Origin of the sequence: Streptomyces sp. NPDC002057 (genome assembly GCF_040296665.1) — a bacterium.
Classification (GTDB): domain Bacteria; phylum Actinomycetota; class Actinomycetes; order Streptomycetales; family Streptomycetaceae; genus Streptomyces.
On sequence record NZ_JBEOXR010000033.1, the window covers coordinates 24,793 to 44,457 of the forward strand.

19 protein-coding genes and 3 pseudogenes are annotated in these 19,665 nt (G+C 69.4%); 12 read left to right on the forward strand and 10 right to left on the reverse strand.

Going from position 1 to position 19,665, the window contains the following annotated elements:
* Positions 1–246: 246 nt before the first annotated feature.
* The 5 genes and pseudogenes from ABT129_RS23960 to ABT129_RS23980 form a co-directional block, all read right to left on the reverse strand.
* Entirely contained in the window at positions 247–1,008 is a 762-nt protein-coding gene (locus ABT129_RS23960; RefSeq protein ID WP_351905107.1) for a hypothetical protein, read from the reverse strand.
* Between the two features lie 158 nt (positions 1,009–1,166).
* A complete protein-coding gene (locus ABT129_RS23965; RefSeq protein ID WP_351905110.1) occupies positions 1,167–1,775 on the reverse strand; it encodes a hypothetical protein in 609 nt (202 codons plus the stop codon).
* Between the two features lie 482 nt (positions 1,776–2,257).
* Positions 2,258–2,649 (reverse strand): annotated as a pseudogene (locus ABT129_RS23970) (transposase); the annotation flags it as partial.
* Positions 2,650–3,605: 956 nt separating this feature from the next.
* Positions 3,606–3,785, reverse strand: a complete 180-nt coding sequence (locus tag ABT129_RS23975; RefSeq protein WP_351905113.1) for a RapZ C-terminal domain-containing protein — start codon at positions 3,783–3,785, stop codon at positions 3,606–3,608.
* Between the two features lie 328 nt (positions 3,786–4,113).
* Complete coding sequence (locus ABT129_RS23980; RefSeq protein WP_351905116.1) at positions 4,114–4,662, reverse strand: group II intron maturase-specific domain-containing protein; 549 nt, start codon at positions 4,660–4,662, stop codon at positions 4,114–4,116.
* A gap of 199 nt (positions 4,663–4,861) precedes the next feature.
* Here ABT129_RS23980 and ABT129_RS23985 point away from each other — a divergent pair, with 199 nt between their 5' ends.
* From ABT129_RS23985 to ABT129_RS24005, 6 genes and pseudogenes are all read left to right on the forward strand, one after another.
* Positions 4,862–5,557 carry a hypothetical protein gene (locus ABT129_RS23985; RefSeq protein ID WP_351905119.1) on the forward strand — a complete coding sequence of 232 codons (696 nt, stop codon included), beginning with the start codon at positions 4,862–4,864 and terminating at the stop codon, positions 5,555–5,557.
* A complete protein-coding gene (locus ABT129_RS23990) occupies positions 5,515–5,811 on the forward strand; it encodes a hypothetical protein (RefSeq protein ID WP_351905122.1) in 297 nt (98 codons plus the stop codon). The genes ABT129_RS23985 and ABT129_RS23990 overlap by 43 nt, the downstream gene beginning before the upstream one ends.
* 111 nt (positions 5,812–5,922) lie before the next feature.
* Positions 5,923–6,207, forward strand: a complete 285-nt coding sequence (locus tag ABT129_RS23995; RefSeq protein WP_351905125.1) for a DUF3027 domain-containing protein — start codon at positions 5,923–5,925, stop codon at positions 6,205–6,207.
* A gap of 372 nt (positions 6,208–6,579) precedes the next feature.
* A complete protein-coding gene (locus ABT129_RS24000) occupies positions 6,580–6,828 on the forward strand; it encodes a DUF5958 family protein (RefSeq protein ID WP_351905247.1) in 249 nt (82 codons plus the stop codon).
* 179 nt (positions 6,829–7,007) lie between these two features.
* A pseudogene (locus tag ABT129_RS38090) lies at positions 7,008–7,187 on the forward strand (SCO4225 family membrane protein); the annotation flags it as partial.
* 13 nt (positions 7,188–7,200) lie between these two features.
* Positions 7,201–7,341, forward strand: a complete 141-nt coding sequence (locus ABT129_RS24005; protein ID WP_351905128.1) for a hypothetical protein — start codon at positions 7,201–7,203, stop codon at positions 7,339–7,341.
* A gap of 311 nt (positions 7,342–7,652) precedes the next feature.
* On the opposite strand, the gene ABT129_RS24010 is transcribed toward ABT129_RS24005, so the two are convergent.
* Positions 7,653–8,165: an SMI1/KNR4 family protein gene (locus ABT129_RS24010; protein WP_351905131.1), complete on the reverse strand. Its 513-nt coding sequence runs from the start codon at positions 8,163–8,165 to the stop codon at positions 7,653–7,655.
* A gap of 449 nt (positions 8,166–8,614) precedes the next feature.
* Here ABT129_RS24010 and ABT129_RS24015 point away from each other — a divergent pair.
* Positions 8,615–8,847 (forward strand): annotated as a pseudogene (locus ABT129_RS24015) (ATP-binding protein); the annotation flags it as partial.
* A gap of 32 nt (positions 8,848–8,879) precedes the next feature.
* Here ABT129_RS24015 and ABT129_RS24020 read toward each other — a convergent pair.
* A complete protein-coding gene (locus ABT129_RS24020) occupies positions 8,880–9,332 on the reverse strand; it encodes a DUF5959 family protein (protein ID WP_351905134.1) in 453 nt (150 codons plus the stop codon).
* Between the two features lie 111 nt (positions 9,333–9,443).
* On the opposite strand from ABT129_RS24020, the gene ABT129_RS24025 reads away from it, so the two are divergent.
* The gene (locus ABT129_RS24025) at positions 9,444–10,016 is read left to right on the forward strand and encodes a hypothetical protein (RefSeq protein WP_351905137.1); all 573 of its coding nucleotides are present in this window, start codon (positions 9,444–9,446) and stop codon (positions 10,014–10,016) included.
* Here ABT129_RS24025 and ABT129_RS24030 read toward each other — a convergent pair.
* From ABT129_RS24030 to ABT129_RS24040, 3 genes are all read right to left on the reverse strand, one after another.
* The gene (locus tag ABT129_RS24030; RefSeq protein WP_351905140.1) at positions 9,982–12,855 is read right to left on the reverse strand and encodes an NACHT domain-containing protein; all 2,874 of its coding nucleotides are present in this window, start codon (positions 12,853–12,855) and stop codon (positions 9,982–9,984) included. The genes ABT129_RS24025 and ABT129_RS24030 overlap by 35 nt on opposite strands.
* A gap of 59 nt (positions 12,856–12,914) precedes the next feature.
* A complete protein-coding gene (locus ABT129_RS24035) occupies positions 12,915–13,388 on the reverse strand; it encodes a hypothetical protein (protein WP_351905143.1) in 474 nt (157 codons plus the stop codon).
* A gap of 513 nt (positions 13,389–13,901) precedes the next feature.
* Positions 13,902–14,609, reverse strand: a complete 708-nt coding sequence (locus tag ABT129_RS24040) for a class I SAM-dependent methyltransferase (protein WP_351905146.1) — start codon at positions 14,607–14,609, stop codon at positions 13,902–13,904.
* A 260-nt stretch (positions 14,610–14,869) separates the two neighbouring features.
* Between ABT129_RS24040 and ABT129_RS24045 the strand changes: the two genes are divergently transcribed.
* The 4 genes from ABT129_RS24045 to ABT129_RS24060 are packed head-to-tail and all read left to right on the forward strand — an operon-like array spanning position 14,870 to position 19,642.
* Entirely contained in the window at positions 14,870–16,054 is a 1,185-nt protein-coding gene (locus ABT129_RS24045) for a polyprenyl synthetase family protein (RefSeq protein WP_351905149.1), read from the forward strand.
* Entirely contained in the window at positions 16,051–17,595 is a 1,545-nt protein-coding gene (gene crtI / locus ABT129_RS24050; RefSeq protein ID WP_351905152.1) for a phytoene desaturase family protein, read from the forward strand. The genes ABT129_RS24045 and crtI overlap by 4 nt, the downstream gene beginning before the upstream one ends.
* Positions 17,592–18,653: a phytoene/squalene synthase family protein gene (locus ABT129_RS24055; protein WP_351905155.1), complete on the forward strand. Its 1,062-nt coding sequence runs from the start codon at positions 17,592–17,594 to the stop codon at positions 18,651–18,653. Before crtI ends, ABT129_RS24055 begins: the two co-directional genes overlap by 4 nt.
* A complete protein-coding gene (locus ABT129_RS24060) occupies positions 18,650–19,642 on the forward strand; it encodes a Rieske (2Fe-2S) protein (protein ID WP_351905158.1) in 993 nt (330 codons plus the stop codon). Before ABT129_RS24055 ends, ABT129_RS24060 begins: the two co-directional genes overlap by 4 nt.
* Positions 19,643–19,665: the final 23 nt, after the last annotated feature.

Consider the following 19,665-nt stretch of genomic DNA (forward strand, 5'->3'; position numbering starts at 1 on the left):
AGCATCTGGCCGAGCAGGTGGAGAGCTCGCGCCGGTGTCGGTACTCCGCAGGAGGTGCCCTTCCAGTGGGCGTCGATGAGCCTTTCGACGGCCGCGAGCGTCTGGCTGTCGACGGTCACACATTTCCCCACGATCTACATGATCGGCGTCACACGATTCCCCACCCTCACGATCCCGCTTCCCCACGGGGATGGCGGTTGCGAGTGGACGCCCACCGGCAGGGCTTAACCCGACTCTCCCCGCCGATCATATGAACGGCGGAGCGGCCGGCGGCCATGGGTAGCCCAACTGCTCGGCATCATACGAACCTCCCCAGACCTCGGCGGTGGCACGGGGATCGCCTGCGGTCAGCTGCGCCTCAAGGCGCTCGGCCTGGTCCGACGGGGCGTCCGCGGAGATCGGGAGAGTCATCCCGAACTGGATCCAGGGCAGATCCGAATCGGGCCCGCCAGGGGGGTGCATCAGGATGACGTCGATCCGGTCGGGTTGCTGGCGGGAGGCCCAGACGTCTTGCAATTCGCACTCCCACCGGAGGAGCCAGTCGCCGCGTCCCCTCAGCCTCGCCTCAAGGAGCCGCGCAACTGCTCCTGCCGGCGACTCCCAGTTGCGGTCCTCTCCGGCTCGCAGGACTTCGGCCTCGTACTGAGCTGCGCTGAACCGCAGTTCCGGCAGGGCGACGTCCTGGTTGGCCAGGTCGCGCCAGCCCGCCCAGACGACGTGATCCCCGTCACGTGTGACCATCATGTACAGAGCACCACAGCATTCCTCCGCGCCGCACCCGGACCAGGCGAGACGGGCCTCGTGGGGCGTCGCGGTGGCATGCAGCGGCCCGTTCCGGTCCAACAGGTGCCGGGGCCCCACTCCCAGGTACCGGGAGCCTCCCACGCCGCCAGGGAGGACATCAGCCAGAAGATCCCGGCCATTGACGATTGGGCGGACCTCCACGCCGCCCTCGTCGGGCGGTGGGCACACGATGCTCAGGCTGAGAAAGTCCGGTCGCACGATCATGAGCTCATGGTCGTGGAGCCTGCCGCAGATGTCATGTGCATTCGTGTTGCCCTACCCGGGTCGGCAGTTCGGGCTGCTGCCAGGTACGCCGGCCTCCGACCATTTCCGGAACGTCGGGATGACAGCCTGGGGAAATACCTGATCGTAGCCCTGGGGAACTACGTGACCGTTCGCATCTGACCGCTGTTCGCGGCCACCAGTACCAGGATGAAACGCACGTAGTCGCCGACGTCGGTCCCCTGCGGGTGCTGCTCGACGAGCCCCCGAAGCCGTGGCGTCGAGGCAGGCAGCGTGCGGGAAGTAGGGAACACCACGGCAACGCCCGCGAGTGCTAGCCGAACTGCCGGACATTCGGCTCCCCACCGGGCGAGCAGGTCCGGTGCGCAGGACCGGACCACCTCGCGGGCTCGGCCCTCGCTCTCCGGATCCGCATGACGCGGCGAGTTGGGCCAGCTGTCGGCCAGGTGGCGGCCGGTGACAGTAGCCGTGCTGAGCATCAGGTGGATCGCTTCGAAACGCTGCTGTGGTGGCACCCGGTCATCAGCGGCCAGGGCTGTCAGAAGAGGGACGCCGTCGGCGGTGCCGGGCTGGCAGGTGTCCTGGTGAAGGATCCCGGTGTAGAAGTCGCCGAGAATGAACCTGTCGTCCGTCCATAACGGGTCGGACCGCCGACGCCCGGCGGCGGGATCCTGGGCTGGAGGGGTGCCAGCCCCCTCGGTCGCGGCGTCGCCCGGGCCGGCCGGCACGTCGCGGAGGGCGGCGTTCACCTCGCTCCGTGTCCTACAGCGAGCGCAGGGGCCGGGCCGACGGGGCACCGGGGCTCTCTCGCCCCCAAGCGTGCCCGCTCATCCAGAACAGTGCCCAGGACCGGGACTACACTGTCGCGTCTTTCCCGGATCATCATCCCCGTTTCACGCCCGCCTATGGCGGTGCGCGCCGCCGGGCTGGCTCCGTCAGGTCGCGATACTGACAGTCCGCGTTCCGGGTACATCAACCGGCCTCCTCACCAGGTTTATGGCGACTGCCGCCAGCAGTCCTTCGTCCCCGCAACAGATGCAGGTGTTGTGACCATCGGCAGCGGCGGCGGAGGCCTGCGCGCCCACAGCGCCCCCGGCCGCCGCGCGCCCGCTCCCCCCGGCCGACACCGGCCACCCCGCACGGCCCGCGACGTCCAAGAGCACCCCCGTCACGACGAACAAGCCGAAGCGGTCAAAGCGGTCGACGACGTCGACCGCCAGGAGGACGACGCCGAAGAGCCCCGCGCCGAAGCGGCCCGCCCCGCGTCGGCAGCCCGCCGCCGGGCCCGCCCACCTGCTCCGTGATGGTGGGCACGGCAGACGGTGGAATCCACCGACGAGGTCCAACCGATGTCGTCGTTGGCAACTGCAGCAGAGAGGACGGCACCGAAGATCCGCTCCCACATTCCATCGACTGCCCATCTGATCAAGCGATTGTGCGCGGTCTGGAAAGAACCAATTACAGCAAGGAGATCCGTCCAGGGCGAGCGGGTGCGGTATTTCCATGCAATGGCTTCCAAGGTCCGACAATGGTCGGCCCAACGTCACCCCCGGACCGGATTGGGGGCATCAGCGGCTCAAGCCGGTCCCACATCGCATCAGTGATCACTAACCGGATGGACACACTCGATCAACTGACCAGCTATAGAAGGAACACGCTCTACCCGGGCTCGCCGGTTAGGCAGGCGTGGCAGAGGCATCGGTCCGGGTGCGGGCTGTACGGCGCTGTCTCGGCGCGGTACTGGCGCGCATACCGCTCCAGCGTCGCGGAGACGTCCGCTGCGTAATCCGCGCCGAGTCCATGTTCGTGTCCTGCCTCACGCAGCCGCTCCAGGACACGCGGGGTGTGAACGAGCTTCGGCCGGAAGCCGTGAAGGTGGCGCGTCGCAGTGTCGATGACTATCCACCGACTGGTGTGCCGCTCACGTCCGACCACCGTGACCCGATCGCCTCCCGGACCCCAGTACGCATCGGCCACGTACACCTTCGCCCCGCCCTTGAAGCACTTCGTCCCCGGGCGCAGTTCCTGGCCGCCAACTCCGCATCGACGCCAGGCCACAACGTTCGCCGCCACCAACCAGACCGGCTCGTGCCGCGGGACATCGGACTCGTTCACACGCCCCGCCCTCCTCGCGGACACTCTGCCGGATCCGCAGCAGCCATCGTAATCCGGATGGCTACCAGTGCTCCGTCGAGCCCGACTGTCATCCTCGTCCGCACGCGAATGGCCATAGAGACAGGACCTAGCTCGGTTCGGCACACTGACCACCCCGGCCGGGACGGGCATGCCACCCCCGGTAGAGCCCGAAGGGCCGACCCCCGTGAAGGTCGGCCCTTCGGCCGTACAGGCGTGGCACATCCCCCGGGCGCGCGGAACGGCCTAGCCGCTGGAAGCAATTGTTTCCAATTCGTTCGAGAGGCAAGTGGCTCCAATTGGAGCCACTCTCCCCGCGTGCGCGGGGCCGACACTGCTGTGAAACCCAGAAGTGGATCATCCCCGCGTACACGGGGACCGGCCTACAACGTGGAGACATCTCTCCCACCCCGGGGCGCAGTACGGGGCCGGAACGGGCGCGTCGGTCAGGCGGGGGTGGAGGCGGGCAGTACCGGGTGGTCGATGTGGTGGTGTTCGACCTCCACGCCGTACGCCCCGCCCCACGCGGCCCTGACGCGGGCCGCGACCGCTTCCGCGACCGCGACACTTCGGTGCCTGCCTCCCTGACAGGCGACCGTGAGCCGGACCAGACGGCCCGTCGGCACTTCGTCGGCCAGAGTACGGAGCTGGACGGCGATGGTGGCCAGGACGTGGGGTGCGGCAGCGCATCGTGGGGTCGTCGGCCGGGTTGCGCAGCGCGCGGCGGAGATCGAGATACAGCCCGTCGGTGACGAGCTCGTGAGCGCCATCGAGACAGGCCCCGGTCGAACGGATGACAGCGGCGACGGTACCCAGCCCGTCCAGGAATGTGGTTCGCATGGCTCCACCCTCCCCACGCCGCCGGGGCGCCGACAGGGGTTGCCCGCTGCGTCCCTGAGGAGTCGAGTAGCCGAGGAGGATCTCCCCCTCGGCCCTCACAGAACCGTTCTCTCGTTACACGGCTCCTGTCGCTCTGATCAGCAGACCTCCGCGGCGTCCGTAGTGAGGCGCCAGTGCGCGAACATGCGGGGGGGATCGCCGGGTGATCTCCTGCCTCTTCGAGTAGACCCTCTTCTGAGCCGCGAGCCGTTTGTACTTCTTGCGGATCCAACGCACCAGGTAGGTGTTGATGCGCGTCAAGCAGCCGTTCAACTCCCAGGGCCGGAACCGGCCGTAGTAGTTGATCCAGCCCCGATCACAGGGTTCATCCTGCCGGGCGAGCTCGTGGAAGGTCAGATCGACACGTCGGTGCAGCCGCCAGGACCGCGCCTCCCTGCCGATCCTCGTCAGGGCCTCCTTGCTGATCCCCGGCTCGAACGACAGGAACAGGTTCCCGCGCCGACTCCGGTTCTTCCGGGCGCGGAACGTGTACCCCAGAAACGTGAACGCCGTGTGCTCGAAAGAGCGCCGGCGGTCGCCGCCCTTGCAGTAGACGATCCGGGTCTTGTCCGGGTGCAACCGCAGCCCGACCTCGACCATCCTGTTCGTGAGCGCGGCCAGCACCTCGCGGGCCTCTCGCTCGGAAGAGACAGCCGTGGTCCGAGGCTGGTGCGGGTGGCCCTTCAGGCTGAGCGGGTGTGTGCCCTCTCCAGCTAGGCCTTGGTCTGGGCGAGGCGTTAGGACTCGGTGCCGGTCTCGATGATCCCGCCGCGACGGCTCCCTCACCTGCCGGCAGGGCATCACTAGCGGCGCCCCCGATGCCGTGCACGTCAGCGACCGCTTCCACCTTTGGCCGGGCCTTTCCCGCCGCCTCCAGGACATCACCTCCGGTCACCGCGGCTGCCTGCCGACAGCAGTTCCCCCAGCCGGCGAGAGCGATCCCGCACCGGCCGAGGAGGTCGCCGGGAACACCGCGGAGGACACCAGGGCCGCACGACATGCCCGCAGACTGTTCGAGGCCGTTCAGACCCTGACCTGCACCGGCCGGAGCCACAGCTCCGTGGCCCGCGAGCTCGGCCTGGACCGCCGCACCGTCGGCAAATACGCCCGGGCCCGCACCTGGCAGGAGGTAATGCGCCGCCTGCCCCGCAAGCCTTCTAACCTGGACCCCTACCTCGACTACCTGCAACTACGCTGGGTCGAAGGACAACGCAGCGCGAAGATCCTGCACGAGGCACTCCAAACCAAGGGCTCCCTCGGCCACTACCAGCGCTGGAAAATGGCCGTCGCACCCCTCAGACGGGGCCTGCCCCTGGACGAGCCACGCGAGCGCCCGCTCTCCCCCCGTGAAGCCGCCGGCTGGATCACCACCACCTACACCGGCGCAACCTCCACATCAGCGACCGTCTGCCCCGTCTCCTCGACCACCGTCCTGAACTCAGGCAGACTCACGACCTGGTCCGGCGGTTTGCCACAATGCTCGACAACCATGACGCGGCGCCCCTCCCGGGCTGGCTGAACAACCTCGCAGACAGCGGACTGGCACCTCTCGTCGGCCTCGCCAGAGCCCTGCGCGAAGACCAGCACGCCGCCGCGCAGGGAGTTACCACCCTCTACAGCTCGGGCGTCAATGAAGGCCGCATCACCGACGTCAAACTGCAAAAGCGCCTGATGGCCGGCCGCGCTGACGTTCCTCTGCTTCGCCACCGCGTCGTTCTGATGGCACACCTTCGTCGCCGTTACGCGGACCTGCCGACCGATCCTTGCAGGTGATGTCTACGACGCACTGGGCCGACGCCCTCAGGGTCGGAGAAATCAGCTGGCGGATAGCCGCCGGTTCCGTGCAGATTGATCCTGCGAATTCAGCGGGAGGGTGGGGAACAGATGGCGTTGGGCAGGCCGCAGACGGACGGCAGCGGAGACACGGGCGACGACGTCCACAGACGCTGGTTGCAGCTACTCAATCGCTCCACGGGAAACCCTGGCTACCGGGATGAATGGTTCGACGAGCAATGCGGCGGATGCCGGTTCTGGATCCCGCTGAGCGGAGACTTGGGCCTGGACTGGGGAGCCTGCACCCACGCCGACTCTCGATTCGACGGGCGCGTGCGTTTCGAGCACGACGGTTGCGAACACTACTCCGTCCGTGACGATGGCACCTTCGGCTGAAAATGCCCGCTGGAGTCGTCCCGATTGTGTCATCGAGATGATCTCCGGCTACGAAATTATTGCCAGAGCCACGTTCACGTGTACGCCGACAGCGCGGCAGCCCCGGACCAGCCGCACTGCCGGCAGGGCATCCAGCAACTCCGTGCCTTGGCCACCGAGACCGCTGAGGTCTTCGGTCTGCTGAACCAAGGGCGCCGATCGCTATGATCGAGTGAGACGTCATCTTCGATGAACTCGTCCCGGGCCTGCGCCCGATTTCACAGGGCGTTAAATGGTTCGACGCACAGAACCCGCAGGAGCCTTACAAGGTAGTTCTGTTCCTGCGCCCGCGCCGTCACTGCAGACGGATCGGAGAGCAGCCGCCGCTCCGGACTGCGCCCGACGCATACGCCGGCGATGCTGATCACCCGCCGTCAGATCAAGCAGCAGCTTCAGAAGATCCTTGACCTCGCGGCCGTCGACGAACGTCGTAAGGCGTTCTGGCTGCTGGTCATGGTCCTCGTGGCCGGGGGCAAACGGCGCCGGGCACGACCTGGTGGCACAACCTGCCCGTGGCTGGCGGGTGATAGTGAGACCCCGTGCCGTTGGTCCCGGTCCCGGGGCTCCATCTGCATTGTGTGACGGTGTGGACGCAGCACCGTGCGTGCGAATCGCCAGTCTCGGTCGATTCCCGAACTCAGGGTCCTCAGGGCGTCCCCTACGGCAATTTGAGTACCGCTATTCAGTCACCGGAGACCCGCCCGCCACAGGATGGAGCCATCGTCGACACGGCGAAACGATCCGCCCATGAGGAATCGATCATGCGAGACAGCCGCCCCCGCACACTCGTCAGGCTCACCTTCGCTAACCCCGCCTCGCTGGTCTACCTCAGCCTGGTGGCCGTAGCGGCGCTCCCCCTCCTGTTCGCCTCCGCGACCGCAGACAGCAGCTTCGCAGCCCTCTGGGTCATCATGATCACCGCGCCCACCAACATGCTCCTGATCCTCCCTGGCTTTGGGGGACGGGAACTCGGGCCTGGCGGCCGGGTACTCCTTCGCGGCGCTGGCCCTCTCCGCTCTTCTCCACTCCTTCCTCCTCGGTCTCGCCTACCGAGGACTCCGGGGAGGCCTGGCGCAGCAGACCCGCATCATGTGAAGAGCCTGCTGGAGCCCGCCCGCGAGCGGTCCAGGACCTCACCTCCAGCACTTTGGACCGGTTGATGTGCGCGGTCACGACGACGAGTCCGCAACGGCGGGCAGGCGAGGCGCGCCACCAGAGCAGAGCCCCCGGGCTGTCTGCGGTGATGAATGGAATCATCACCGCCGGGATCCGGGGGCTCTGTCGCGCCATCAACCCGGCTGACCGGGTCTCACAGGCCCTCAGAGAAGGGGCAAACCGGTCACTTCGGTGTACATGGAAGGCCGTCCGAGCTCGCCATCACGGGGGATTTCGAATCCGACCGGGCCCTACACCTGGCGCCAGGACAGGAATTCATGCTGATCTCTCGTCGACATGCGTTGGGTGAGCGGATTCACCTCGCCGGTCAGGACCGCTACGCAGAACGACGCCATACCGCCGTCGAATACGGTCCAGCAGTTCATCCCGTACGGCGTCTGTCTCCGAAAGACGGCCACGCGCCAGTCGTCCGGAGCGCCTTCGCGCAGCCAGAACGCGACATCGCTGCTCGCCGAATCCGCGAAGGGCAGGAGTGAGGGCAGCACATCTCCCGGCAGGAGCGCAAGGAGATCTTCACGGTCCTGGTGCGAGAGGGCGAGATCCATTCTGTCCAGGAGGTCCCCGTACGCCGATCCGGGGACGGGCGGCGTACTGATGGACAGGTACTCGTCGATCTCTCCGCCTCCGTACAGCTCCACGAACTCGCGATAGTCGGCAGGAAGCGTCAGACGTGCCGTCCTCTCGATCTCCTCCCAGTCGATAGAGTCGCCGCCGGAGAGGGGCGGCGGGAGAATTTCACGCACGCGCGCGACAGCACTGTGAGGCATATTGTTTTTCCTTCGGGTGCAGAGGGACCGACCATCTCATGGCTGCCCCGGCAGGGGTACGCCTCCACCGGTTCGGCTGTCGATCGCGGTGCCCAGATTCTTCCAACCCCGGCCAGCCGTGTAGATGAGGTTCGACACTTCGGTGGCGTCAGCGCCCGCGTAGCGTCCCTTGCTGTCCCATGCCGTGTAGGACATGCGGAATTCGGAGGGCACAGTTCGGCCGTCCTTGTAGGCGTTGACGTCGCGCGGCCGCCCTCCCAGATATCCGACGTAGGAACGAGCCCAGTCGTAGCCAGGTGGCTCGATGCCGCTATCAGTGGCAGTGGGCGTGCCCGGGTAGATGACCGACGGACCATCCCCGCGGGCGCGGGGGCGCCCCCAGGAGGATCTCGGGGGCGGCGTCCTCCGCTGGACCATCCCGCGGGCGCCGCGGCGCCGAACTCCGCTTCCAGGTCCTGACCGAACGCGAGGAGAAGAACTACGTCGCCATCGCCTCCAACGAGTCCTTTTCCGGATGGACCAAGACCTTCACCGAACCCCGCCTCGCGCGGCCATCGTCGACCGCCTCACCTTAGGCGGCAACATCATCGAAACCGGCACAGACTCCTACCGCCTCACCACCACCCGAGCCCGCGCCGAACAACAGGCCGCCGGCTGATCACGAGCCGAACACCAACGACGTCCGGACGATCAGCCGGCGAAAACTCGTCGCACCCTCTCAAGACGAGCACGCTGATCATCGATCCAGCCGGCCTCCGGGAAGAGAGGAAAGCTGACCGTCACCTGCGACGACGGGCCGTCATGGAGCGACACCCTGATCACACCAGGGCTCAGCGGCTTGATCTTGAACTGGACCGTCCGACCCGAGTTCAGCCACGACACGAACCGGCCTGCGGCGAGCTCCTCAAGTGCCTCCTGCCAGTCATCAAGGTCATCGGACATGACATAGACGGGGAAGCTGCCTCTGACAGTCTCGGTCTCCACTACGAACTCGCAGTCCAGACAGTCTCTGCCAGGAGCTGGAAGCTCCAACACACGCAGCGAAACGACGTGACCGCTCGTCCCCGGCGGATCCGCCAGATGAATCAGCTCGCCCAGCTCGGCTTCCATGACAGCCCCTCCGTCGACCTCGAACAGAGACATCATTCCTGAGCCCCTCAGCGAGCGCGGCTCCAAGGTGGGCGTTGCTGATTCTCACCAACATGGAGAGTCGTCGACTTGCCGGACTCAGCGCGGTCGCGCGACGACGTCGGCATGAGAGCGGCCACGAACTGGCGCCTCCTGCTCATCGGACAGGAACCCGCCGGCCGCAGCGACCTCGACCACATCAGAGAACTTCTCGCGGCACCCGGCGGGACGGCCGAGATCTTCCACACCTTCAACCTCGCCCTGGCCCTCGCCGTCGAAGCGGCCACGGAGGACCTGGAAACCCTGGCCCGACGAGCCGCCACCGATCCACGCCCCGACCACCGAGAAGTCCTCGCCCCCGTAGTCCAGGCACTGGCCGACATCACCGCCGGCCGGCCCCGCAAGGCTGCCGACGCACTCACCGCCCTGGGCGAGTCCGCCACACGCATCGGCGGCGTCCGCGTGGAACGAGAGATCATCCAGGACACCCGCGCCCGCGCCCTCGTCGACGCCGGAGACCCCACCCAGGCAGCCGACCTCCTCCACCACCGCACCTCCACCCGCTACGAGGACCTCCTGCTCACCTCACGCTGTTCCGGGCGGGGCCGTGGTGGGCGGCGAGAGGTGACGCTGGGCCGTGCCCTGCCGATCAACCGGCCGCATGTCATCGACGGACCCGGTACAGGTCGAGAGTGGTGAGCGCGATCGCTGCCTGGGTACGCGTCGCCTTGCCCGCCCGGGGGTCGTTGGCCAACGTGGCCAGGAACCGCATGCCCGCGGCGCGGTGGGTGTCCAGTGTGGCGAGGGATCTCGCGGCAGTGATCTTGAGGTCCGCAGGGGTCCTGGGATCCGCAACGAAGGCAGACAGGAGGTCTGCCGAGCGTTCTTCTCCCCACTGGGCCAGTCTGGAGACCGCGGTGACCCTGTCCCACAGTTCGACGCCTCCGTCCTGTGCGATGCCGAGGAGCAGGAGGACCGCTTCTTCGCGGTGCCCGTCCACCTCCGCCAGCGCCTCTGCGGCAGCCGTGCGGTGGTGCGCTTGCCTCGCCCGGTCCGATGCGATGGCGGCAAGTGGTCGAGCGGCCTCGCCCTGGTAGGTGGTGGAGCGGGCCAGGAGTTGGAGTGCGCGCAGGTGGTTGTCCGGGTGACTGCTGCGGCCGGTCACGACGGGCAGAATCAGCTCCGCGGCTGCTTCCGCGTCCACCTCGGCAAGCCGTTCGGCAGCCGTGAGTTGGGAGTGGCTTCCGGGTATCGACTCCCTGGCAAGGCCGGTGAGCAGACGGACCGCGCGGTCATGGTAACCGGCCACCCCGGCCAGTGCCTGGGCCGCGCTCGCGCGGTCATCCGGTGTCCCGGCGCGGACTCCGGCCAACGCGGTGAGCAGGCCGACGCCGTCCTCCCGGTGGGGCGGGTCCATCTCGGACAGATACTGAGCAGCGGTGACGGACCCGTACTGGGCGAGGTTGAGCAGCAGCGCGGCACCGGACTCGCGATGCCCCTCCAGCTCTGTGAGGTATCGGGCTGCCGTGCAGCGAAGGTAGTCCGTGCTCTCGGGGTCCATGGCGCACTCGGTGAGCAGCTGCACTCCGAGGAAGCCATGGCTGGGCGTCCGGGCCAGTGCCCGGGCGCCGGCGAGGAGGTTGTCAGGGTCGTTGTGAGGTGCCTGTTCCTCTATGAGCTTGAGGAGCAGTGTGGCCCCGGCTGTCTCGTGGCCTTCCAGCCCGGCCAGGATCTCGGCGGCCCAACTGCGGTGGTCCGGCTGCAGCGCGCGGTCACCGGCGAGGCAGGTCAGCAGCCGTGCGCCGTCGTCGATGTGGCCCTCCAGCTCTGCCAGGTCCCAGGCGGCTTCCACGCGACTGCGGTCGTCTGCGGCGGGGCTGTTCGTGTACGTGGTCAGCCACTGTGCGACCTTGGGACGTGGAAGGCTGCTGCCCAGCTGGAGCTGCGCTTTGAGCAGGTGGTATCCGGTGATGGCGCCGGGTCCGAAGAGCTCTTCCATGGCCCGAAGCGTGGCCTTTGCCAGCGGCCCCTCCGAGGCCAGCAGGGAGTCGAGAAGGAAGCCCAGGTAGGACGGTTCCAGGCCCAGCGGATCCAGGGGCTTCATGTCGGACGTGCGCCGGCTCGCCCGGCGGAGTCTGTCGCGCAGCCGGTGTGCGGGAAACAGCTGGTCGAAGAGCAGTGTTCGGGTCTGAGGGTCGCGGGTGGCGTGACGGGCGGCGTGGTACTCCAGGAGTGTGCGGTGCAGGAACTCGACGTCGCCGCCCTGTTCGGCCAACACACCGCAGGTCCGTAGGAGCGAGGCCAGCAGGGCGTCCCACAGCGGTGGTTTGACCTTGTCCGGTCGTCGGGCGTGCGGGTGCGCGGTGATGATCGCGGTGGCCGGAGTCCGGTTCCCGCTGATCCTTTCGTGGGCCAGGTGGTCGATGAGAGCCGGAAGGTGTTCCCGGGCGCGCTCTGCGGCCTTGGTGACGGTGCGGCGGTCCGCTGGGATCTGATAGCGGCTGACCAGGGTGTGGATGGCACGGTCGTGCAGGTCGCTGACGCCCTTGTGGACGTTCTCCTCGTAGAGCAGTTCGACGAAGGACCGGAAGACTCCGGCCCGGCCCTCGGGCAGCGGGCGATCGGTATCGGCCTCGTACAGGTGACACAGCATGGCCGTCATCAGCGGGATGCGGGCCAGTTCTTCCAGCCGGGTCCGGCGTACACCGTGCAGGAACGCCCGGACGTGACGGTCGGCATCGGGCAGAGCTTGCAGACGTCTGTCCACGTAGGTGCGCACGTCGGCGTCCGTGAAGGGCTCCAGCGTGAAGTGGTCGGCGGTATGGGGCAGCCGGTCGAGCTCGCCGCGGGGCAGGGGGCGGGTCGCGACGAGGAACCGGTAGGGCGTGTCGGTCTGCCCGGCTTCGCGAGCGAGGCGGTCGAGGAGCGACAGCCGGGCCGTCCGGTCGGGTACCTCGTCAAGGCCGTCGACCATCACCAGCCACCGAGCGCCGCTGCGCGGAGGACGGCGGAAGAAGTCCTCGTGCACCACCTCGCGGAGCCCGAAGGGACCGTACTCCTCGGTCACCGCGTGTGCCAGGGCGGGCGCCAGCAGGGGCGCACCGACCAGTTCTCCGGCCCTGATCAGCACCGGGACGGCGAGTGCCGAGGAAGCGGGGTCGGTCTCCGTCGTCAGCAGATGCCGAGAGGCGAACAGCAGGTGCTGGCGCAGGAGCGTCGACTTGCCGTGGCCCGGGCCTGCCAGCAGGACGCGGATCGGGCTGTCGCCGGCGAAGATCTGTTCAGCGGGCGCGGGAGCCCGCGCGGCACGGGTCGAGGTGCGCCGCGCCACGTAGACATCGGCCAGTGCCGGCGCGTCGAGCTCCGGTGCCAGCCCCGGGTGAGGAAGTTGATCGGCTGCCGACCGGACGGCTCGCAGATACTCACCGAGCCGGTGGTCGGGGGCGCCCGTTCGCGTGGCGCGGTGACCGTCCCCGGGCTCCGGCGCGGAGGAGTAGTACGTGATGTTGTCGGCGTGCCCGACCGCGAATCCACCCATGGTGGCCGAGATGATCGTGTCTGCCGTGACGTGCTGGGCCTTGCCGTCTCCGAGCCCGCTCAGCCCTGCTGCGGACCCGGCTGTGGAGGGATTCCGACGGTGACGTCACGCATCTGCACCGCTGCCGCGGAACCGTGATCGGCACGGATGCTCACGTCGCCGCGGATCATCGGGCCGTCGGCAGGCGTCTCCGCTCCGTCGACCGGTGCGTGTCTCTGCAACAGGCCCTGCAGGATCTCGGCGGCCTCCTCACGCTCGGAGTCGCTCAGGTTCTCCAGCGCCTGCTCGAAGCGTGCCTGCCAGGCTCCTTGCTGGCCGTTGCGCACGCCGGCCCGCTCGTCGGCGCGTGCTGTTTCCAGGGCGGCCGCACTACGGTCGAGTCGTTCCAGTTCGACGCGCTGACGCGCCCCGTCGCCCCGGGCGAACCATTGCGCGACCGCCTGCTGCAAGCCCTGCCAGGCGCTGGTCCCGGCTGCCTGGACGACTGCAGCACCTCCGGCCGCGGCCAGCGCCGCCAGCCCCTCCGCCAACATCCAACGAACCCCGTTCGTAACCGTGTTCGACAGACGAGACGGTAGCGCACAGCGCGGCACGCCACCTCGCATTCCCGTGATTCATACCGGGAGGGGGCCGCTAAGTGGCGTGCAGCAGGACCAGAAGTCGCTGCCCGCCGATCTGGACCACGGCTCCCGCACATCCTGATCTGGGCCGGCGCCTGCAGCGGCACCTTGGCGGCACCGTGACCGATGCGGCCCAGAGCGCTTCCACCATGACCAGACGCCGCGCCCGGGGCGGCCCTCTTGCAGGCTGGGCGTCACGCCATGCCCCTGCCTGGACGTGTCCGTTCCACATGGAACGAACAGTGCCTGCCTTCGAAGCCGAACGCGGCACCGGAGCAGTGTTCGGCCGCGCTTCATGGCCGACACGACGTGCATTGGCGCCGGGTGAGGCTCAGAAGCGTGCTGAACATCGTCGGGTCGACATGGGGTGCCAGGCGGGCGGCACCCGGGGACACCGCCCCGCGTCGGCAGCGACCCGCAGCCGTCTCAGCCGCGCGTCGCCAGGAACGTGTGGGTGATGCCTGTCTGCCATCCGGGCAGCGGCAGCACCCGGACGTCGACGAATCCGGCGCGTTGAAGACGGTCGGCGAACTGCTCCGCCGTGTCGAAATCGAGCACGCTGCGATGCAGGTGCTGGTAGAGGGCCGCGTCCCCGTGCAGTCGGCCCCAGGGCACGACCAGGCCTCTCATCACCGCGTTCCATACGGCGTGGTGGGCCGGTCGGCCGCTGAGCGCGTACTCGTGGACCGCGATCCGTCCTCCCGGGCGCAGGAGTTCGCGGACCGTGTGGAGCACCGTGTCGGGGTCGGCGAGGTTGCGGAAGAGGTAGGCGGCGAATACGGCGTCGTGCGCCCCTGCGGCATCGGTGGAGCCGACATTCTCGGCCGTCGTGTGGACGAAGGAGACGGAGGGGGGCCAGGTTTTGTTCCGGGCCTGCTCCAGCATCCCTGCCGAGGCGTCCACTGCGGTGATGGTGGCGCGGGGCGCCACGTGCAGGAGGGCACGGGTCGAGGATCCTGTTCCGCATCCGAGGTCCAGGACGGACAGACCTGAGCCTTCGTCGGGCAGGCGCAGGCGGCGGGCGGAGCGGCGCAGGTGTCCGTGGTAGCCGGGGTTCGCGGCGGTCATGCGGTCGTACGAGGGGGCCGCGCGGTCGAAGGCTTCGGCGAGGCGGTCGTCGTGGAGCAGGGTCATGGAGGTCCTCCTGGTCGGCTCCAGCCTGGGGCTGGTCCGCTCGACGCGCGGTGTGCCACGCCGGACTGTCCGGGCGACTTTCGCGGCGCTCGCGGACCAGTACCGGTGCGGCTCTGCCCGTCCCGCTTCACGCGCAGGGGTCGTCCGGGACGGAAGGGTTGATCCGTACGGCGTAAGTCCGGATGTGCGATGCCTCCGCCGCGGTACGCATGCGCCGAGCGAGCCGGTCTCCCGGCGGCCGGTGGTGAAGGGCAGGTCCCATGCGTGCAGTGGACCCGCTCCATGTCGACAACGATGTGGCGGCGGTCGTGGACAGGGTGTTGGCGACAACGCTCGAGCGCCGGCTCGAGGAGGCCGAGGCTCTGGACCCGTTGTTCGCGGCGGACCTCGCCGGCCGGGTCGCACGCTTCACCCTCCAGGGGGGACGTCGCATGCGTCCGCAGTTGTGCTGGTGGGGCATGCGCGCCGCGGGCGGCGGAGCGCCGCACGCGGCGGCGACCGTCGGTGTCGCGGGCGCCCTGGAACTCCTTCAGACGTGTGCGCTGATCCAGGACGACGTGATGGACGGCTCGCCGCTCCGGCGGGGACGGCCGGCGGTGCACGTCGAGATGGACGAGCAGTACGCGACACAGCGGCGTGACCGCCCATGCGGCACGTTCGGCGGAGCGGGGGCCGTGCTCGCGGGCGATCTCGCTCTGGTGTGGGCCGACGACGCCTTCGCGGAGGCCACGGCCGGATCCCCGGCGGCGGTGTCTGCGGCCGCCGTCTGGCGGGCGCTGCGAACGGAGATGGTGGCCGGGCAGTATCTCGATCTGCACGCGCAGGCGACGGCCGACCGGTCTTCCGCGCGGGCGGTGCGGTCCGCCGTGCTGAAGACCGCGCTGTACTCCGTGGAGCGTCCGCTGCTGCTCGGTGCCACACTCGCCGAGGCGCCGGCGCGAGCCCTTGCGGCGCTCGGGAAGGCGGGCCGGTACGCGGGGGTGGCCTTCCAGCTGTATGACGACCTGCAGGGTGCGTTCGGCGACCCGGCCGTGACGGGAAAGCCGGTGGGCGAGGATCTGCTCGAGGGCAGGCCGACGTATCTGGTCGCGGTGGCCCGGGAGCGTTGCGAGGCCGCTGGGGACCATTCCGGGCTGCGTGTCCTGGACGAGGTGGTCGGTGCCGAGTACGGGGTTGCCGACGAGGAGGTCAGGCGGGCTCACGAGGTGATGGATCGTGCCGGCGCGCGTGAACTGGTCGTGGCCCAGGTGGAGCGGCTTTTGCGCCGAAGCGAGGACGCTCTCGCAGGGGCGGGGCTCGACCCGTCCGCGACGTCCCCTCTCGTGCGGTTGCTGCGCGGTGCCTGTGGCCTGGCATCCGGCGGGCTTCCTGAAGCGGCCGGAGGGGCTGGGCCGCAGGCCGAGGTGGGGACGTTCGACGTCGCGCCGATCGGAGATCTGCGGTGAGGTCGCTGTCGGGACGGACCGATCACGTCGTCGTCGTGGGGGCCGGTCTGGCCGGGTTGTCCGCGGCGCTGCACCTGCTGGGGGCGGGGCGGCGGGTGACGGTGGTGGAGCGTGACGCACAGGCCGGTGGCCGCGCGGGGCGGATCGAGCGGGGCGGGTATCTGATGGACACGGGCCCCACCGTGCTCACGATGCCGGATCTGCTCGCGGAGACCTTCGCGGCGGTCGGCGAGCGGATGCGGGACCACGTCGAGCTCGTGGCCCTGCATCCCGCCTACCGGGCACGGTTCGCGGACGGGAGCCACCTCGACGTCCACACCGACGCCGAGGCCATGGCAGCGGAGGTGGAACGGTTCGCCGGGGCTCGGGAGGCTGCCGGGTACCGCCGCCTGCGCCGGTGGCTGACCGACCTGTACGCCTTGCAGATGGGTCGGTTCATCGACGCGAACTTCGACTCGCCGTGGCAGCTGCTGCATCCGGATCTGGCCCGGCTGGCCGTCATGGGCGGCTTCGGGCCGCTGGACCGGGCGATCGGCCGCTTCCTCGGGGACGAGCGGCTTCGGAGGGTCTTCTCCTTCCAGTCGTTGTACGCGGGTGTGGCGCCGTCCCGGGCCCTGGCCGCGTACGCGGTGATCGCCTACATGGACACGGTCGCGGGCGTGTACTTCCCTCGGGGCGGCATGCACGCCGTGCCCGCCGCGATGGCCCGCGTGGCCGGCGCCGCGGGTGCGGAGCTACGGTTCGGCGAGCCGGTCCACGCCCTGGAGCGGCGGGGGGAGCGCGTGACCGCGGTCGTCACCGCTTCCGGCCGGATCGCCTGCGACGCGGTGGTGCTGACCCCCGATCTGCCGGTCTCCTATCAGCTGCTGGGACGTCCTCCCCGGCGTCCTGTCCGGCTGCGACACTCCCCCAGCGCTGTCGTGCTCCATGCCGGAACCGACCGGACGTGGCCGCAGCTGGGGCACCACACGATCTCGTTCGGAGGCGCCTGGGACGGCACGTTCCGCGAGCTGACCCGTGCCGGGCGGTTGATGAGCGACCCCTCTCTGCTGATCACCCGTCCGACGGCCACCGATCCGTCGCTCGCCCCGCCCGGTCGTCATCTGCACTACGTCCTGGCGCCGTGCCCGAACACCGAGGTGGGTCCTGACGCGATGCACTGGGGTGAGCTTGGTGCGCGGTACCGGGACTCACTCATCGGCGAGTTGGAGCGGCGCGGCCTGCACGGGCTGGGTGACGCCATCGACGAGGAATGTCTGGTCACGCCTGCCGACTGGGCGGCGCGTGGGCATGCGGCGGGCACGCCGTTCTCCGTGTCGCACACCTTCGCCCAGACCGGTCCGTTCCGGCCGCGCAATCTCGTCCGCGGCACGGCGAACGCCGTGCTGGCGGGGTGTGGCACGACTCCTGGGGTGGGTGTGCCGACGGTTCTGGTCTCGGGCAAGCTCGCCGCCCTGCGGATCACCGGCGTGACGGACCGCCGTATCCGCCGCGCGAGCCCGGCCCTGCCGGTCGTGAACCGGCAGGAGGCAGCGAAGTGACGGCCCGGGAGCTCGACGCGGCGGGCGTCCTGGATGCCGAGCTGCGCGCCGACTACACAGCCTGCCGCTGGCTCAACGCGCGTCATGGAAGGACCTACTTCCTCGCCACGAGGCTCCTTCCGGCGGATCGGAGGTCCGCAGTCCACGCCCTGTACGGGTTCGCGCGCCACGCGGACGACATCGTCGACGACCTTGGAAGTGGTGCCACGCTCGCTGAACGGGAGGCGGCTCTGGACACGCTGGAGGCGCAGTGGGCGAAGGCGCTCGACGGCGGGCGGGTGGAGGAGCCCGTGGTCAGGGCCGTCGTCGACACCCGGGCTCGCTACGCCATTCCGGCACGCCACTTCACGGATTTCCTGGCCTCCATGCGCAGCGACCTGTCGATCACGGATTACCCGACGTACGACGACCTGGCCGCCTACATGCACGGTTCGGCCGCCGTGATCGGGTTGCAGATGGTGCCCGTCCTCGGCACGGTCGTACCGAGGGCCGAGGCCGAGCCGCAGGCCGCGGCTCTAGGTGTGGCGTTCCAGCTGACGAACTTCCTCCGGGACGTCGGGGAGGACCTCGACAGGGGCCGGATCTACCTGCCCGCCGATCTGCTGGGCGCCTACGGCGTGGACCGCTCTCTTCTGCTGTGGAGCCGGTCGACGGGCCGGCACGACGGGCGTATCACCGAGGCGCTCAAGGCCGCCGCCTCTCTCACGCGTCACGTCTACCGTGCGGCGGAGCCGGGCATCGGCCAGCTCCACCCGGTGTCGGCGCCCTGTGTCCGGACGGCGTTCGTGCTGTACCGCGACATCCTGCGGGCCATTGAGGACGACGGTTTCTCCGTGCTGCACCGGCGGGCCGTCGTGGGCAGGCGACGGCGGCTGGCGGTGGCCGGGCGCGGCTTCGTCCGCGCCGTCACGGCCCGCAGAGGGTGGCCGGTCTTCCGGCCGGCGTCCGCGAGCCAGCCGGACCGCCCCCTGGAAGCACACGTCCCACCGGTGGCGGCGAGGCTCCCGGAATCGGCCTGGGTGCCGCATGCCTCGCGGCCCGGAGGCGAGGAACGGTGAGCGGGATTCCGTTGCGGTGGCGGAGGGGGACGGTCGCCTGGGAGCGGCAGCGGCCGACGTGGCGCGAGGCGCGGCCCGCGTCGATCGCGGCCGCCCTGCGGCGTGCGCAGTCCCGTGCGTCGGGCAACTGGTATGTCGTGGCGGACAGTCGCGACGTGCGGTCCGATCGTCCGCTCGGCCGCTGCGTCGGCGGGGTCGAGATGGTGCTCTGGCGCGATGAGGACGGGGCCGCGGTGGCAGGCCCGGGGGCCTGTCCCCATCTGGGGGCGCCCCTGAAGGACGCCGTGGTCCGGTGCGGGACGCTGATCTGCCATTGGCACGGCATGAGTCTGGACGGGCGGCCCTTCGCCGGGTGGCAGCCGTGGCCGGTCCATGATGACGGGCTGCTGGTGTGGGTGCGCCTGGACGCGGTGGGTGGGGAGGAGCCCACGGAGCGGCCCATGGTGCCGGTGCGGGCGAGCGGCGGCCGGGCGGTGAGCGCGGTCTACACCGGGGTGGGGTCGTGCGAGCCGGAGGATGTCGTGGCCAACCGTCTGGACCCCTGGCACGGCGCGTGGCTGCACCCGTACTCGTTCGTGGATCTGAAGGTTCTCAAGGTGCCCTCGGAGGATGCGGCCGACGAGGAGGACGCCTTGGTGGTGGATGTGGCGTTCAAGGTCGCGGGGCGCGCCGTCGTGCCGGTGCGGGCCGCCTTCAGCGCGCCGGAACCCCGTACCGTCGTGATGCGGATCGAGGCGGGTGAGGGAGCGGGATCGGTGGTGGAGACACATGCCACGCCGCTGACGGCGTCCGGGTCGCGGCGCCCTCGCACAGCCGTGATCGAAGCGGTCGTGGCCGTCTCGGACCGGCGCGGGTTCGCCCTCGCCAGGGCAGCGGCGCCCTTGCTGAGACCGGTTGTCCGGGCAGCGGCCGGGCGGTTGTGGCGGGACGATCTGGCCTACGCGGAGCGGCGCTGGTCGCTGCGCCTCCAGGGGCGGTTTCCTGGCTGACCGGCGGATTCCGACGGCCGGCC

What these genes read in the sequence shown, in the direction of transcription:
- ABT129_RS23960 (WP_351905107.1), bottom strand. Translation starts at nt 1,008, where the DNA reads ATGATCGTGCGACCGGACTTTCTCAGCCTGAGCATCGTGTGCCCACCG.
- ABT129_RS23990 (WP_351905122.1), top strand. Translation starts at nt 5,515, where the DNA reads ATGCTCGACAACCATGACGCGGCGCCCCTCCCGGGCTGGCTGAACAAC.
- ABT129_RS23995 (WP_351905125.1), top strand. Translation starts at nt 5,923, where the DNA reads ATGGCGTTGGGCAGGCCGCAGACGGACGGCAGCGGAGACACGGGCGAC.
- ABT129_RS24020 (WP_351905134.1), bottom strand. Translation starts at nt 9,332, where the DNA reads ATGTCTCTGTTCGAGGTCGACGGAGGGGCTGTCATGGAAGCCGAGCTG.
- ABT129_RS24025 (WP_351905137.1), top strand. Translation starts at nt 9,444, where the DNA reads ATGAGAGCGGCCACGAACTGGCGCCTCCTGCTCATCGGACAGGAACCC.
- ABT129_RS24030 (WP_351905140.1), bottom strand. Translation starts at nt 12,855, where the DNA reads ATGGGTGGATTCGCGGTCGGGCACGCCGACAACATCACGTACTACTCC.
- ABT129_RS24035 (WP_351905143.1), bottom strand. Translation starts at nt 13,388, where the DNA reads ATGTTGGCGGAGGGGCTGGCGGCGCTGGCCGCGGCCGGAGGTGCTGCA.
- ABT129_RS24040 (WP_351905146.1), bottom strand. Translation starts at nt 14,609, where the DNA reads ATGACCCTGCTCCACGACGACCGCCTCGCCGAAGCCTTCGACCGCGCG.
- ABT129_RS24045 (WP_351905149.1), top strand. Translation starts at nt 14,870, where the DNA reads ATGCGTGCAGTGGACCCGCTCCATGTCGACAACGATGTGGCGGCGGTC.